This window comes from Devosia sp. (assembly GCF_028290625.1).
Classification (GTDB): Bacteria; Pseudomonadota; Alphaproteobacteria; order Rhizobiales; family Devosiaceae; genus Devosia.
This window is the reverse complement of the sequence record NZ_JAQGJM010000009.1, coordinates 15,071-28,944: the sequence shown is the minus strand read 5'-3', so window position 1 is coordinate 28,944 and position 13,874 is coordinate 15,071. Positions and strand designations below refer to the sequence as shown.

Annotated in this window: 15 protein-coding genes; 12 read left to right on the top strand and 3 right to left on the bottom strand. The window is 62.5% G+C overall.

Annotated elements, in window-relative coordinates; genetic code table 11:
• Window positions 1–67 precede the first annotated feature (67 nt).
• A complete protein-coding gene (locus JWR51_RS03830; protein WP_299743909.1) occupies window positions 68–718 on the top strand; it encodes a helix-turn-helix transcriptional regulator in 651 nt (216 codons plus the stop codon).
• Between the two features lie 48 nt (window positions 719–766).
• Here the strand turns inward: JWR51_RS03830 and JWR51_RS03825 are convergent, their stop codons facing one another.
• Window positions 767–1,096 carry a hypothetical protein gene (locus JWR51_RS03825; RefSeq protein WP_299743907.1) on the bottom strand — a complete coding sequence of 110 codons (330 nt, stop codon included), beginning with the start codon at window positions 1,094–1,096 and terminating at the stop codon, window positions 767–769.
• Between the two features lie 716 nt (window positions 1,097–1,812).
• On the opposite strand from JWR51_RS03825, the gene urtA reads away from it, so the two are divergent.
• The 6 genes from urtA (at window position 1,813) to urtE (ending at window position 8,360) form a co-directional block, all read left to right on the top strand.
• Complete coding sequence (gene urtA / locus JWR51_RS03820) at window positions 1,813–3,072, top strand: urea ABC transporter substrate-binding protein (RefSeq protein WP_299744468.1); 1,260 nt, start codon at window positions 1,813–1,815, stop codon at window positions 3,070–3,072.
• 72 nt (window positions 3,073–3,144) lie between these two features.
• Window positions 3,145–4,761, top strand: a complete 1,617-nt coding sequence (gene urtB / locus JWR51_RS03815) for an urea ABC transporter permease subunit UrtB (RefSeq protein WP_299743904.1) — start codon at window positions 3,145–3,147, stop codon at window positions 4,759–4,761.
• 166 nt (window positions 4,762–4,927) lie between these two features.
• Entirely contained in the window at window positions 4,928–6,268 is a 1,341-nt protein-coding gene (gene urtC / locus JWR51_RS03810; protein ID WP_299743901.1) for an urea ABC transporter permease subunit UrtC, read from the top strand.
• A 4-nt stretch (window positions 6,269–6,272) separates the two neighbouring features.
• Window positions 6,273–7,022 (top strand): urea ABC transporter ATP-binding protein UrtD, encoded by a 750-nt coding sequence (gene urtD, locus JWR51_RS03805; RefSeq protein WP_299743899.1) that lies wholly within the window; start codon window positions 6,273–6,275, stop codon window positions 7,020–7,022.
• A 101-nt stretch (window positions 7,023–7,123) separates the two neighbouring features.
• Window positions 7,124–7,642 carry a hypothetical protein gene (locus JWR51_RS03800; RefSeq protein WP_299743897.1) on the top strand — a complete coding sequence of 173 codons (519 nt, stop codon included), beginning with the start codon at window positions 7,124–7,126 and terminating at the stop codon, window positions 7,640–7,642.
• Window positions 7,643–7,658: 16 nt separating this feature from the next.
• Window positions 7,659–8,360: an urea ABC transporter ATP-binding subunit UrtE gene (urtE, locus tag JWR51_RS03795; protein ID WP_299743895.1), complete on the top strand. Its 702-nt coding sequence runs from the start codon at window positions 7,659–7,661 to the stop codon at window positions 8,358–8,360.
• A 60-nt stretch (window positions 8,361–8,420) separates the two neighbouring features.
• Here urtE and JWR51_RS03790 read toward each other — a convergent pair whose 3' ends face one another.
• Window positions 8,421–8,759 carry a hypothetical protein gene (locus JWR51_RS03790; protein ID WP_299743893.1) on the bottom strand — a complete coding sequence of 113 codons (339 nt, stop codon included), beginning with the start codon at window positions 8,757–8,759 and terminating at the stop codon, window positions 8,421–8,423.
• A 128-nt stretch (window positions 8,760–8,887) separates the two neighbouring features.
• Here JWR51_RS03790 and JWR51_RS03785 point away from each other — a divergent pair, with 128 nt between their 5' ends.
• From JWR51_RS03785 to JWR51_RS03770, 4 genes are all read left to right on the top strand, one after another.
• Window positions 8,888–9,682, top strand: a complete 795-nt coding sequence (locus tag JWR51_RS03785) for an urease accessory protein UreD (RefSeq protein WP_299743891.1) — start codon at window positions 8,888–8,890, stop codon at window positions 9,680–9,682.
• Window positions 9,683–9,719: 37 nt separating this feature from the next.
• A complete protein-coding gene (locus JWR51_RS03780; RefSeq protein ID WP_299743890.1) occupies window positions 9,720–10,022 on the top strand; it encodes an urease subunit gamma in 303 nt (100 codons plus the stop codon).
• Window positions 10,023–10,026: 4 nt separating this feature from the next.
• Window positions 10,027–10,332, top strand: a complete 306-nt coding sequence (locus JWR51_RS03775) for an urease subunit beta (RefSeq protein ID WP_299743888.1) — start codon at window positions 10,027–10,029, stop codon at window positions 10,330–10,332.
• 67 nt (window positions 10,333–10,399) lie between these two features.
• The gene (locus JWR51_RS03770) at window positions 10,400–10,789 is read left to right on the top strand and encodes a hypothetical protein (protein WP_299743887.1); all 390 of its coding nucleotides are present in this window, start codon (window positions 10,400–10,402) and stop codon (window positions 10,787–10,789) included.
• 61 nt (window positions 10,790–10,850) lie between these two features.
• Here JWR51_RS03770 and JWR51_RS03765 read toward each other — a convergent pair whose 3' ends face one another.
• Window positions 10,851–11,231: a hypothetical protein gene (locus JWR51_RS03765; RefSeq protein WP_299743884.1), complete on the bottom strand. Its 381-nt coding sequence runs from the start codon at window positions 11,229–11,231 to the stop codon at window positions 10,851–10,853.
• A 126-nt stretch (window positions 11,232–11,357) separates the two neighbouring features.
• Here JWR51_RS03765 and ureC point away from each other — a divergent pair, with 126 nt between their 5' ends.
• Window positions 11,358–13,064 (top strand): urease subunit alpha, encoded by a 1,707-nt coding sequence (ureC, locus tag JWR51_RS03760; RefSeq protein ID WP_299743881.1) that lies wholly within the window; start codon window positions 11,358–11,360, stop codon window positions 13,062–13,064.
• The last annotated feature ends 810 nt before the right edge of the window (window positions 13,065–13,874 follow it).

Genomic DNA, 13,874 nt, shown 5'->3' with positions numbered 1-13,874 from the left:
CGCGAGAATCAGCCCGTAAGTATTTGATTAACTATATTATTCTGGTCGTTGCTGAGCTTTGTTGCCCATGATGTTCGACCAAGATCACGCCATGGAAAGCGAAATCTGTTCCGCCCTGCGGGCATGGCGCATCCGTTCGCGCCTGCGGCAGGATGCCATCGCCAAATGTCTGGGGGTGGCGCAAAGCCAGATCAGCCGCTGGGAGAGCGGGCGAGACCTGCCGCGCCCGCACAATATCGAGGCCATTCGCCGCCTGATCTGGGGCCCGGAAGCCGATCCACTGCTGGCGCTGCGGCACTTCGTGACCCATTCCACCCAGCATCTGCTGCTGCTCGATGCATCGCAGGATATCCTGGCGCGGAGCATTCCGTATCAGGCGTCGCCCAATCCGCTCGATCGCTTCGGCTGGGTCTTGGACCCGGGCCGCAACCCGGCCTTCGCCCCCGCCCACCGGCGCTACCTTGAATTGCTCCAGAGCCCCGGCGGGGTCATTGGCATGTCGATCACGGTACCGTTCGAGCATGAGGGCGAGGCCTGGTCGGCAGTCATCGGCAACACCATTCACTCGATTGCCGGCGTTCGGGTATGCCTCACCGAACTCACTTTCAGTCGCGCCGCCAGTAAAGACCGCGACGTGCGCATCCAGGAAGTCCGGCTCGATAGCCTTGGGGATATGCGCCACAGCCTCAAACTCTGGCACCAGCCGGCCCGTCTATAACAGAGGGGCCGCGCCACGGGCATGGCGCGACCCCTTGGCCGCAAGTGCTTACCAGCCGTGGTGGTGGTTGTTCTGGCCCTGGTTTTGGGTCTGCGTCTGATTCTGGCCACCGATACCCAGAATGCCGTTGCCGTTGAGCGCGCCATTCAGCAAGCCGCCGCCCAGCAGGCCATTGCCGATACCGGACAGAATGCTGCTGTTATTGCCGACGGCGACGGTATTGCCGTTGAGCACATTGATGTCACGCGTGGTGAGGCCAACAACAATGCCCGTGATATTGGTCAGGATAGGCGCACGCTTGGCAAAGAACCCGCCAGCCTGGGCGCCCGACGTCAGTGCCATGACAGCAACGACCGATACTGCGATCAAAGTCTTCATTTTCTCAACTCCCGATTGCTTATGTCTTCTCGACGAGGCGAGACAAACATCGAGCATCGGTCGCAGCAAGATTAGCGCCCAATTTTATGCGTTCCATGCAAACTATGCGCAGATTGGGCCGCAAGCGACCAAAATTAACGATGTCGGGTCGGTCACATTCGGCTCAGGCCGAGTCGAACCGAAGGTCCGCGTAGCGAATATGCTGGTTCGCGAGAACCGGACCGGAGCGTACATTCGTACGTGAGGACCGGAAGCGCAGAGAACCGGCATTTGCAGACCGGCATCAGCTGAATGGCGATGGGCCTCAGCTGAATGAAAGCCCCGCGCCGTATGCGGGCGCAGGGCCGAGGTAGTCGGTGCAAACGACCTCTGCCGAAGAATTTCTTCGGTGCACCAACACTATCCGATTTGTCGCGGCGGGTCACCTCTGCCGATTTTGCCTCTTCAAAGTCACTGCGGCCAATTATGCCCAAACATTAATCAGGCCTTAATGCTCCTGCCTAAAGAACCAGCAGTCTGCCACGGTTTGGACACAAGCCACACAACCCTTCGCTGCCGAAAACGACCTCATCCCCAATTGAATCAATCGATTAGCTCTTCCCCATAGGTGCTGGCACGGGCTTTGCAATTTGCTCTGCGGTGCAAACACCTAATCTGTCGGAGGGAATATGACAGTCGTAAACCGCATGATTGCGGGCCTGGGGCTCGGCGTGACGATGACTATGGGGGCGATAGCCGTTCCGGCATTCGCGGCAGACGACACCATCAAGGTGGGCGTGCTGCATTCGCTGTCGGGCACGATGGCGATTTCCGAAACGACGTTGAAGGACACCATGCTGTTCCTCATCGACGAGCAGAACAAGAAGGGCGGCCTCCTGGGCAAGCAGCTTGAAGCCGTCGTCGTCGATCCGGCTTCCGATTGGCCGCTGTTCGCCGAAAAGGCGCGCGAGCTGATCGCCGTCGATGGTGTTGCCGCCGTGTTCGGCTGCTGGACCTCGTCGTCGCGCAAGTCTGTGCTGCCGGTGTTCAAGGAACTCAATTCGATCCTGTTCTACCCCGTGCAATACGAAGGCGAAGAGTCTGAAAAGAACGTCATCTATACCGGTGCCGCTCCGAACCAGCAGGCCATTCCGGCCGTCGACTACCTGATGAGCGAAGAAGGCGGTTCGGTGAAGCGCTGGGTTCTCGAAGCCACTGACTATGTCTACCCGCGCACCACCAACAAGATCCTGGAACAGTACCTCCTCGACAAGGGCGTTGCCGCCGAAGACATCAAGATCAACTACACCCCGTTCGGCTTCGCCGATTGGCAGACCGAAGTTGCCGCGATCAAGGAATTCGGCTCGGCCGGCAAGAAGACCGCCGTGGTCTCCACCATCAACGGCGACGCCAACACCCCGTTCTACAAGGAACTGGCCAACCAGGGCGTCTCGGCTGAAGACATCCCGGTCGTAGCCTTCTCGGTCGGCGAAGAAGAACTCGCCGGTCTCGACACCACCAACCTCGTCGGTCACCTCGCCGCCTGGAACTACTTCCAGTCCGTCGATACCCCGGAAAACGCCGCCTTCATCGGCGCCTGGCACACCTATATCGGCAATGACACCCGCACCACCAACGACCCGATGGAAGCCGCTTACCTTGGCTTCAACCTGTGGGTTGCGGCCGTCGAAAAGGCCGGCACTACCGATACCGATGCCGTGCTCAAGGCCATCGTCGGCCTCTCCGTGCCGAACCTGACCGGCGGCACCGCCACCGTCCTGCCGAACCATCACCTGACCAAGCCAGTGCTGATCGGCGAAATCCAGGCCGACGGCCAGTTCGAAATCGTCAAGCAGACTGTAGAAGTACCCGGCGATGCCTGGTCCGACGTCCTGCCTGAAGACAAGGGCATCGAAGCCGACTGGACCGATCCGCTTACCGGTTGTGGTCATCTCGATACCGCAACCAAGACGTGCGGCGCCGCGCCTGCTTCCTGAGCGAGCCGATAGCCGCAGTGAAGGCGGGTTCGCCCGCCTTCACCACCCCTCTCTCCAGCGTTCGAGCGAGCGATGACCAACCGAATTTTGCGACTGATCGCGGTACTGTTCGCTCTCGCACTCTCTCCACTGCCTGCCCTTGCGCAGGGCACTGATTTCACCGCCATGGTGCAGGCTCTCGGCCAGGGCGGCTTCCCCGATCGCGAAGCGGCGATGAACGCCCTGGTCGCCACCGGCGACGAGCGTGTGCCCCCCATCCTGCAGGCCATGAGCGACGGCACGCTCTTTGTCCGCAAGTCCGACCAGCGCGTGCTGTTCGCCGCCAAGTCCGGTTCCGAATTCAAGCTGACCGACCCAGTCGATAGCTCCAATGCAGGCACCGCGACCAGCAAGGACATCGAGAAGGTCAAGGTCAACAATGGCCTGCGCGGCAAGATCCGCACTGCCATCGGCACCATGACCCTGCTCAGCCCCGATCGCGCCAGCCGCCTGTCGGCCGCGCAAAGCATCCTCAAGAACGCCGATCCGGCCATGCTGCCGCTGCTGGATAGCGCGCTCGCCGCCGAAACCGATCCGGCCATAAAATCCACCATGGACCTGGCCCGCGCCGTCATCGTCCTCAAATCCGACGCCACGCTGGACGACAAGCGCGCCGCCGTCGACACCATCGCTGCCCATGGCGATCTCGATGCGCAAACGGTTCTGGTCAATGCCCTCGCCGCCGCGCCCGACGAGCTCAAGCCGACTATCCAGACCGGCATCGACGCCATCGGCCGCAACCTGCAAATCTGGCAGGTGGCGCAAAACCTGCTCTACGGCGTCTCGCTGTCCTCCGTGCTCTTGCTCGCCGCCATCGGCCTCTCCATCACCTTCGGCGTCATGGGCATCATCAACATGGCGCATGGCGAAATGGTCATGCTCGGCGCCTACACCACCTTCGTGGTGCAGGAACTGATCCGTAATTTCGCCCCCGGCCTGATGGACTATTCCCTGGCCTTTGCGGTGCCCGCCGCCTTCCTGTTCACGGCGCTGGTCGGCATCGCCATCGAGCGCGGCATCATCCGCTGGCTCTACGGCCGGCCCCTGGAAACCCTACTCGCCACCTGGGGCCTGTCGCTGGCCCTGCAGCAGATGGTGCGCACCCTATTCGGCCCCACCAACCAGATGGTGTCGCCGCCAAGCTGGATGACCGGCGCCTTCGATGTCGGCGGCCTCTCCATCACCTGGAACCGCCTCTGGATCGTGGTCTTCGCCATCGCCGTCTTCGTCATCCTGCAGCTCGTGCTCAACCGCACCGCGCTCGGCTTGCAGATGCGCGCCGTCACCCAAAACCGCCGCATGGCCTCCTCAATGGGCATCCGCACTCCCTTCGTCGATGCCATGACCTTCGGCCTTGGCTCGGGCATTGCCGGCATGGCGGGCGTCGCGCTCAGCCAAATCGACAACGTCTCCCCGAACCTGGGCCAGGGCTACATCATCGATAGCTTCATGGTCGTGGTGTTCGGCGGCGTCGGCAATCTCTGGGGTACGCTGATCGGCGCGCTGATGCTCGGCGTCGGCAACAAGCTGCTCGAGCCACAATTCGGCGCCGTGCTGGGCAAGATTATCATTCTCGTCCTCATCATCCTCTTCATCCAATGGCGTCCGCGCGGCCTCTTCGCGCTCAAGGGCCGGTCCATCGAACAATGATGCTGTACAATCCGAAGTCCCCCTCATCCGGCGCTGCGCGCCACCTTCTCCCACCAGGGGAGAAGGGTGCCGACTGCAATCTCCCGGCTCTGTCCCCTTCTCCCCTCGTTGGAGAAGGTGCCCGAAGGGCGGATGAGGGGGCCTTCCTTGTTTCCGGTGTGCCAGCATGATTACCCAACTCATCCTTCGCGCCCTCGACAAGAAGGCCGTCTGGCTGGTCGCTGTCCTGGCGGTCATCGCCATTGGCGTGCCGATGCTCAATCTGGGGCTGCCGGCCGATCATCCGCTGCACATCCCCAACTATGCCGTGCCGCTGTTCGGCAAATACCTGAACTACGCCATGCTCGCGCTCGCACTCGATCTGGTCTGGGGCTATTGCGGCATTCTCTCGCTCGGCCACGCAGCGTTCTTCGCGCTCGGCGCCTATGCGATGGGCATGTACCTGATGCGCCAGATCGGCGCGCGCGGCGTTTATGCCAATCCCACCCTGCCCGATTTCATGGTGTTCCTGAATTACAAGGAACTGCCCTGGTTCTGGAACGGTTTTGACATGTGGTGGTTCGCCTTCGCCATGGTGCTGATCGTGCCGGGCCTGCTGGCCTTCGTCTTCGGCTTCCTCGCCTTCCGCAGCCGCGTCACCGGCGTGTACCTGTCGATCATCACCCAGGCCATGACCTATGCGCTGCTGCTGGCTTTCTTCCGCAACGATCTCGGCTTTGGCGGCAATAACGGGCTGACCGACTTCAAGGACATCCTCGGCGTCAACGTGCAGGCAGCCACCACCCGCGCCGCCTTGTTCGCCGCCTCGGCCTTTGCCCTGGCGCTGGCAGTGCTGGTCTGCTCGGCCATCGTCAATTCCAAGCTCGGCAAGGTCATGGTCGCCGTGCGCGATGCCGAAAGCCGCACCCGCTTCCTCGGCTACCGCGTCGACAACGTGAAGCTGTTCGCATTCGTGGTGTCGGCCGTCCTCGCCGGTATTGCGGGTGCGCTTTATGCCCCGCAGGTCGGCATCATCAACCCGTCCGAATTTGAGCCGGGCAATTCCATCGAGGTCGTCATCTGGACCGCCGTCGGTGGTCGGGGCACCATTGTGGGCCCGATCATCGGCGCCATCGTGGTGAACCTAACCAAATCCATCTTCACCTCCGGCTCATCCTATGTCGCCGCCGGCGTCGTCATCCTGATCTTTTCGGCCATCGTCGCCGTCGCCAGCGGCTGGACCAAGGGCCTGATCGTTATCGCCGCTTCGGTCGCGATCCCGGTCCTCTATGGCCTCTATCAGTTGATCCTCTACGGCAACTTCAAGCTGCCGGCTTTGTCTGACGTCTGGCTCTATGCGCTGGGCGGGCTGTTCATTTTCACCACGCTGTTCCTGCCCAAGGGCATTGTGGGGCTGATCGCGCAGTGGCGCACCATGACCACCAAGCGCGAACAGCACGATCGCAACGCAACCTCGCCCGTCGATGTCGAAGCCGGCGTCGATCCCGAACCCAATCCGGCGGAGTAGCACCATGGCTGACAAAACCGGCACCATGCTCTACCTCGACGGCGTCTCGGTGTCGTTCGACGGCTTCAAGGCCATCAACAAGCTCTCCATCATCGTCCACCCGGCCGAAATGCTGGCCATTATCGGCCCCAACGGCGCCGGCAAGACCACGATGATGGACATCATCACCGGCAAGACCCGCCCCGACGATGGCGAAGTGTTGTTCGATGGTCGCACCGACCTGACCAAGCTGGACGAAGCCGCCATCGCCAATCTGGGCATCGGCCGCAAGTTCCAGAAGCCGACCGTGTTTGAAAGCCAGACCATCTGGGACAATTTGGTCATGGCCCTGCGCAAGCCGCGTGGCGTGTTCTCGGCGCTGTTCTATTCGATGAGCGCCGACGATGAGGCCCGCATCACCGAAATCCTCGACACCGTCCGCCTGCTCAACCGCAAGGACGACCTCGCCGCCAATCTCAGCCACGGCCAGAAGCAATGGCTCGAAATCGGCATGCTGCTGGCGCAGGACCCCAAGCTGCTGCTGGTCGACGAACCAGTCGCCGGCATGACCGATAGCGAGACCGTCGAAACCGCAAAACTGCTCAAGGACATCGCCAAGACCCGCTCCGTCGTCGTCGTCGAACACGATATGAGCTTCGTCCGCGACCTCGGCTCCCGCGTCACCTGCCTGGCGGAAGGCTCGGTCCTGGCCGAAGGCACGCTGGACCAGGTCAGCGCCAACCCGGTGGTGATCGAGAGGTATCTCGGGCGATGAGCTACCGCCTAGCAATACCGATGAACATGTCGCTCGTTCGACATTGTCAGCCCGATAGAATGATGGAACGTTGCGCCATCTTCGCTTGGGGTCGTATTGCTATGCATATTTTGGGACTTTTGGTCGCCGTCATTGCGGGCGCTGGCGTTTGGTACTGGCGTTACAAGATGCTCCGTGATGTCGGCGGGGAGGTTCTCGATGCCGTTGGCCGGGCCCAGGGCGCTTTTCGCACCCGTAATTTCCGCAACAAGGCTGAGGCCTCGGTCCTCAACGCTGTCGACGATCCGGCTCTGGCGGCAACATTGTTCCTGTTTTCGCTCTCCAACGAAAATTCCGCTGGCGAGCACCTCGCCGAGCCCGAAATCCGGCGCCAGGTTGAGGCGATTGTGCCGGCCGGTAAGCTCGACGAGTTCATCGCCTATGCTAGCTGGGCCGCCCGTGGCGTCGTCGATTCGCGCGATTGCGTCCGCCGCTTCAAGCCGCTGTGGCGCCAGCATCTCGATGCCGCCGAACGCGACCAGTTGATAGACATGGCCGAGGCAGTCGTCGCCCTGACGGCCAAGCCCGAGCATAGCCAGGCCATGGCGCTCGACGCCCTGCGCACGGCGCTCACCCCATGAACCCAGGCCATCACCCATGACCGCCCTCTCCGTCCAGGCCATCGATCTCCACTATGGCGCCGCCCAGGCGCTCAAGTCCGTGTCGCTGGAGTGCAAGCCCAACCGCATCACCGCCGTGCTCGGCCGCAATGGCGTCGGCAAATCCTCGACGCTACGGGCCATCACCGGGGTCCACAATATCACCGCTGGCGATATCACGTTCGGCACCGAAATCCTGCGCAAGGCCCCGCCATACAAGCGCGCCCGCATGGGCCTGGCCTATGTCCCGCAAGGGCGCGAAATCTTCCCGCTCCTGACCGTGCGCGAAAACCTGCAGACCGGCTTTGCCAGCGTCGCCCGCGCCGACAAGAACATCCCGCCCTACATTTTCGAGCTCTTCCCCGTGCTGAAATCCATGCTCAATCGGCGCGGCGGTGACCTCTCGGGTGGCCAGCAGCAGCAGCTCGCGATTGGGCGCGCCCTGGTCACCCGACCCAAGGTGCTGGTGCTGGATGAGCCCACCGAAGGTATTCAGCCATCGATCATCAAGGATATCGGGCGCGCGCTGCAATTCCTGCGCGATGAAAAGGGCATGACCATCCTGCTGGTCGAACAATTTCTCGATTTCTGCCGCGAAATCGCCGACGATATCTATGTAATGGATCGCGGCGAGATTCAGCATGCCGGGCCGGCGAGCGATCTCGACTTGCCCGAAGTGCGCCGCCACCTGATGGTATGAGCAAACGAAAAAGCGCCCGGCCGAAGCCGAGCGCTCATGGATATTGCAATGGACTATTCGTTACTTGCTGAGACCAGCGGCCTTGCACTGCTCAAGCGTAACCGTGTCGAGATCGATCGACGTCGTGGTCGCAGCCTGGGTTTCATCGACGGCCGTGGTGGCATTGGCGGTAGCATCGGCGGCGCCGTCATTCGAGCCGGCGGCGGTGTCGTCGTCAGTATTCTCTGTAAGCGAGGTAGAGTCGGCGGTAGTCATCAGCTGGTCGCAACGAGCCTGAACGGCCGGAAGATCAGCATCAGTAACAGTCGACGAACCAACCATAGTATCAGCATAGGCGGCGCCACCAAACATAAGTGCCGAACCCATAACAATAGCACAAGTAACAGTTTTGAAGGTCATTTCATTCTTCCTCTTCTTTGTTGCTCTGTGACGTCAAAAATTCTGTGTCGGGTTCAAAACGTGCGGCTTGGGCATAGGTTCCCATGAACGGCGCAATATCCGCAACACCACTACTGTCAACCGCCCCTATGCAGCGCGCCCGTGGCGTCGGTCGCATTGCCACCAAGCTGCGCGACGGCGTCACCGTGATCGACACGCTCTACCAGGACGGCTGCGCCAAGATTCGCGTGCCCCATACCCACAGTTCCGCCCTTGAAGCCGTACTGATAAACACCGCCGGCGGCCTCACCGGGGGCGACCACATGCAATGGGGGGCCGACGCCGCGCCCGGCGGCAAGATGGTGCTGACCACCCAGGCCTGCGAGCGCATCTACCGCTCCACCGGCGCCACCGCTCGCGTCGAAACCCGCCTCACCGTCGGCGCCAATGCCCATCTCGATTGGCTGCCGCAGGAAACCATCCTGTTCGAGGCCAGCAAGCTCGATCGCCGCATCGACATCGACCTGGCCGATGGCGCCAGCCTCACCGCCATCGAGGCGGTCCTGCTCGGCCGCGACGCCATGGGCGAGATGGCCAATGATGCCTGGTTGCGCGACAACTGGCGCATCCGCCGCAATGGCCGCCTGATCCATGCCGAGGCCACGTTGCTGACTGGCGAGGGCAGCGAACGCACGGCCACGTCCCTGCTGGCCGGCGCCCGCGCCTTCGCCACCATCCTGCATATCGGTCCCCTCGCCACCCGCCGGCTGGAGACGGTCCGGGCGCTGATGCCCTCCAACGGCCTCATCGCCGCCAGTGCCATCGGCGAGCGCCTCGTCGTCCGCGCCATTGCCGAATCCGGGCTTGCGCTCCGCCGCATGATCGTCCCAATTGTTGCTGAACTGTCGGGCGCGGGCAGCCTGCCCCGCCTCTGGCACCTCTAACCCTTACCGTGATCCGATCTGGACCCAGGAAAGCCGAATGAACCTGACGCCGCGCGAAAAAGACAAACTGCTGATCTCGATGGCCGCTATCGTCGCCCGCAAGCGGCTGGAGCGCGGCGTCAAGCTCAACCACCCCGAAGCCATCGCGCTGATCACCGATTTTTTGGTCGAAGGCGCCCGCGACGGCCGCCCGGTCGCCGAACTGATGGAGGCCGGCGCCCATGTCATCTCCCGCGACCAGGTCATGGAGGGCATTGCCGAAATGATCTCCGACATCCAGGTCGAAGCCACCTTCCCCGACGGCACCAAGCTGGTGACCGTGCACGAACCCATTCGGTGACCCCATGATCCCCGGCGAAATCTTTCCTAAATCCGGCGATATCGAACTCAATGTCGGCGCGCCGCAAATCACCATCGAAGTCGCCAATACCGGCGACCGCCCGATCCAGGTCGGCTCGCACTATCATTTCTACGAAACCAATGCCGGCTTGCGCTTCGATCGCGAAGCCACCCGTGGCATGCGCCTCGATATTGCCGCCGGCACTGCTGTCCGCTTCGAGCCGGGCCAGGCCCGCGAGGTCAATCTGGTGCCGCTGTCAGGCGCCCGAACCGTCTACGGCTTCCGCGGCAAGGTCATGGGAGCCCTATGATAGTCTTGGCAGTGCCTCCGCAAAAATGCTCAAAGACCGGCTTAGCCATTCCGCTGGGACTTTTCGCATGACCAAAGAACAAGATTTCAAAAACCGCTTCGCCACCGTGCTGCAGGATTTGCAGCAGGACGGCAGCAAAGACCCTCAGGTCATGTACCTGCTGGGCAGCCTCGCGGCCGATCTGAGCGACGACCTCAAGAGCAAGAACTGGACCGAGGCCAAGCAGGTCATCACCCCGGCCCTCTATGATCAACTGCTGAAAAAGTTCGAGCACGAAGGCAGCGAACATCACACTGCCGGCCGCGCCACCCATGCCTACGCCATTCAGGCGCTGGCGGTTTCGCTGATCGCCGGCACGCAGCGCAAGGACCCCGATATGCGCGAAGGCGAGCAATTGCTGGATGCCCGCATCAACCACGCTATCGCGCTGTATCGCGCCCAGCCCAAGCCCAACTAACGCAATGCCGCAGGATCGCGCCCAGCGTCAGCATCCTGCGGCCCACCGCTTAGGACCGGTCCTAGCCGCGATCGTCCACATAGACGACGATCGAGCCATCCACATTGCTCTCCATGGCAACGACGTCATCGACCGTATAGCCGCCGGCGTCGAGCTTGGCCTTGACCGTGGGATTGTCCGTGATCGAAGCGTGCAGCGTCGCCAGTTCGTCCTTGTCTTCGGTCACGTCCAGCGGCGTTGCATTCTCCGGCAGCTCGGACAGCAGCACGATCTGCACGTCGGTTTTCTCCTCGGGCACGGCCAGATCGACCGGCGCTCCGCCTTCCACCGCGATGGACGGCGCATTCGGGTCCTCGGGCGCCACGGGAGCGGCAGCGTCCTGCGCGAACGCCGTGCTCATCAGCAGCCCGGCCGCCAACGCGGTGATGATTATTCTGTTCATGGCAATTCCTTTCGAGCCGCCCGGATTAGCCCCCGCCCGATCGCTGCACCAACGGGCCCGCACGCCGATGGTTGCGCCACGCCCCTAAACCCCAGTTCTGCCTTTTCCATCTGACGGAGCCGCCCCATGCCCGCTCGCATTTCCCGCGCCACCTATGCCGACATGTACGGCCCCACCACCGGCGATCGTGTGCGCCTGGCCGATACCGATCTCATCATCGAGGTGGAAAAGGACTTCACCACCTATGGCGAGGAGGTGAAGTTCGGCGGCGGCAAGGTGATCCGCGACGGCATGGGCCAGTCACAGGCAACCCGCGCCCAGGGCGCCGTCGATACCGTCATCACCAATGCCCTGATTGTCGACCATACCGGCATCTACAAAGCCGATATCGGCCTGCGTGACGGCCGCATCCACGCCATCGGCAAGGCCGGCAATCCCGATACCCAGCCCGGCGTCAACATCATCATCGGCCCCTCCACCGAAGCCATTGCGGGCGAGGGCAAGATCATCACCGCCGGCGGCATGGATGCCCACATCCACTTCATCTGCCCCCAGCAGATCGAAGAGGCCCTGATGAGCGGCATGACCACCATGCTGGGCGGCGGCACCGGCCCGGCCCATGGCACGCTGGCCACCACCTGCACCGGAGCCTGGCACATCCAGCGCATGATCGAGAGCTTCGATGCTTTCCCGATGAACCTCGCACTCGCCGGCAAGGGCAATGCCTCCCTGCCCGCTCCGCTGGTCGAAATGATCCTGGCCGGCGCCTCCTCGCTCAAGCTGCACGAGGACTGGGGCACCACCCCTGCCGCCATCGACAACTGCCTGTCGGTCGCCGACGATTACGACGTTCAGGTGATGATCCACACCGATACGCTCAACGAAAGCGGCTTCGTCGAGGACACCATCGCCGCGTTCAAGAACCGCACCATCCACGCCTTCCACACCGAAGGCGCCGGCGGCGGCCATGCGCCGGACATCCTGCGCGTCGCCGGCCTGCCCAACGTCATCCCGTCATCGACCAATCCGACCCGGCCCTACACGGTCAACACCATCGCCGAGCATCTCGATATGCTGATGGTCTGCCATCACCTGTCGCCATCGATCCCCGAGGATGTGGCCTTCGCCGAGTCGCGCATCCGCAAGGAAACCATCGCCGCCGAAGATATCCTGCATGACATGGGCGCGCTCTCGATCATCTCGTCCGACAGCCAGGCCAGGGGCCGCGTCGGCGAAGTGCTGATCCGCACCTGGCAGACCGCCGACAAGATGAAAAAGCAGCGCGGCCGCCTGGCCGGCGAAACCGGCGACAACGACAATTTCCGCGTCAAGCGCTACATCGCCAAATACACCATCAACCCTGCCATCGCCCACGGCATGAGCCAGCACATCGGCTCGGTGGAAGTGGGCAAGCGCGCCGACCTGGTGCTCTGGTCCCCCGCCTTTTTCGGCGTAAAGCCCGAAATGGTCCTGCTCGGCGGCTCCATCGCCGCCGCCCCGATGGGCGACCCCAACGCCTCCATCCCGACGCCCCAGCCGATGCACTACCGCCCCATGTTCGCCGCCTATGGCAAACTGCGCACCAATTCCTCCGTCACCTTCATCTCGCAAGCCGCATACGACGATGGCCTGCGCGGCAAGCTGGGCGTCGACAAGCAACTGGTGCCGGTTTCCAACACCCGCAACATCGGCAAAGCCTCAATGATCCACAACTTCGCCACCCCGGTCATCGACGTGAATCCGGAAACTTACGAGGTCCGCGCCGACGGGGAATTGCTAACCTGTGAGCCGGCAACGGTGCTGCCGATGGCGCAGCGGTATTTCCTGTTCTAAGTCCATGATGAGCCACCCCCCTTATTTTGGGAGGAAGGGCGTCGCTGCCCTTAGATATCGTCCCAGCAGCAAAGTGGCCGTCACGATGCGAAATCGTGGCGCCCATCACCCCCACCCAACCTCCCCCTCTAAGGGGGAGCAGCCGGCCAGTGGGTTGAACTGCATCGCGCCCCAAGAGCGGCGCGTACTCCTCCCCCTGCCAGGGGGAGGCTGGGTTGAATTGCATCGCGCCCCAAGAGCGGCGCGTATTCCTCCCCCCTGCCAGGGGGAGGCTGGGTGGGGGTATAATTTGACCTCGATCTCACCCCATCCACCCCTTCCCGCGGGCTTGACCCGCGGGCCTCTCACCGCAGCACCGCCGTCAGTGGCTGACCACAGGGACCCGCGGGTCAAGCCCGCGGGAGGGTCGGTGGATGTGTGAGACGTTGTCTCAGATCCCTTTGATCAAGAGCAACCTCGGCCTGGATGACACCGAGAATGGGGATGCACTTGTGCCTCTTACCCAACTAATCCCCACCCCAAATTCCTCCCGCATAATGGCCCCCGATATCCCCACAACGGCTGCGGGTTCGCGACGAACGGCCGTGGGGAGTTTGGTGGGAGGGGAATGCGGTCGCGCGATCCCTGGGCCAGCGCGACGTTCGTCATCCGCGTCAAAGGATGGCCACGTTCGAGCGGCCAGAAACCCCATCGCATGCGGCGAGACGCTGTCTCGCTTATCTACAAAACCCATGAGGCACGTCTCGCCGCATGCCGCAGTCTTCCTCCACCGTCCGTGCGAGCGGCGCGGCGTTTCCGCGCGTCCATTCA

Excerpts from the sequence above, each read along its gene's own strand:
- JWR51_RS03785 (WP_299743891.1), top strand. The coding sequence starts at position 8,888 with ATGCAGCGCGCCCGTGGCGTCGGTCGCATTGCCACCAAGCTGCGCGAC.
- ureC (WP_299743881.1), top strand. The coding sequence starts at position 11,358 with ATGCCCGCTCGCATTTCCCGCGCCACCTATGCCGACATGTACGGCCCC.
- urtC (WP_299743901.1), top strand. The coding sequence starts at position 4,928 with ATGATTACCCAACTCATCCTTCGCGCCCTCGACAAGAAGGCCGTCTGG.
- urtE (WP_299743895.1), top strand. The coding sequence starts at position 7,659 with ATGACCGCCCTCTCCGTCCAGGCCATCGATCTCCACTATGGCGCCGCC.
- JWR51_RS03800 (WP_299743897.1), top strand. The coding sequence starts at position 7,124 with ATGCATATTTTGGGACTTTTGGTCGCCGTCATTGCGGGCGCTGGCGTT.
- urtD (WP_299743899.1), top strand. The coding sequence starts at position 6,273 with ATGGCTGACAAAACCGGCACCATGCTCTACCTCGACGGCGTCTCGGTG.
- JWR51_RS03830 (WP_299743909.1), top strand. The coding sequence starts at position 68 with ATGATGTTCGACCAAGATCACGCCATGGAAAGCGAAATCTGTTCCGCC.
- JWR51_RS03780 (WP_299743890.1), top strand. The coding sequence starts at position 9,720 with ATGAACCTGACGCCGCGCGAAAAAGACAAACTGCTGATCTCGATGGCC.
- JWR51_RS03770 (WP_299743887.1), top strand. The coding sequence starts at position 10,400 with ATGACCAAAGAACAAGATTTCAAAAACCGCTTCGCCACCGTGCTGCAG.
- JWR51_RS03825 (WP_299743907.1), bottom strand. The coding sequence starts at position 1,096 with ATGAAGACTTTGATCGCAGTATCGGTCGTTGCTGTCATGGCACTGACG.
- JWR51_RS03775 (WP_299743888.1), top strand. The coding sequence starts at position 10,027 with ATGATCCCCGGCGAAATCTTTCCTAAATCCGGCGATATCGAACTCAAT.
- urtA (WP_299744468.1), top strand. The coding sequence starts at position 1,813 with ATGACTATGGGGGCGATAGCCGTTCCGGCATTCGCGGCAGACGACACC.
- JWR51_RS03765 (WP_299743884.1), bottom strand. The coding sequence starts at position 11,231 with ATGAACAGAATAATCATCACCGCGTTGGCGGCCGGGCTGCTGATGAGC.
- urtB (WP_299743904.1), top strand. The coding sequence starts at position 3,145 with ATGACCAACCGAATTTTGCGACTGATCGCGGTACTGTTCGCTCTCGCA.
- JWR51_RS03790 (WP_299743893.1), bottom strand. The coding sequence starts at position 8,759 with ATGACCTTCAAAACTGTTACTTGTGCTATTGTTATGGGTTCGGCACTT.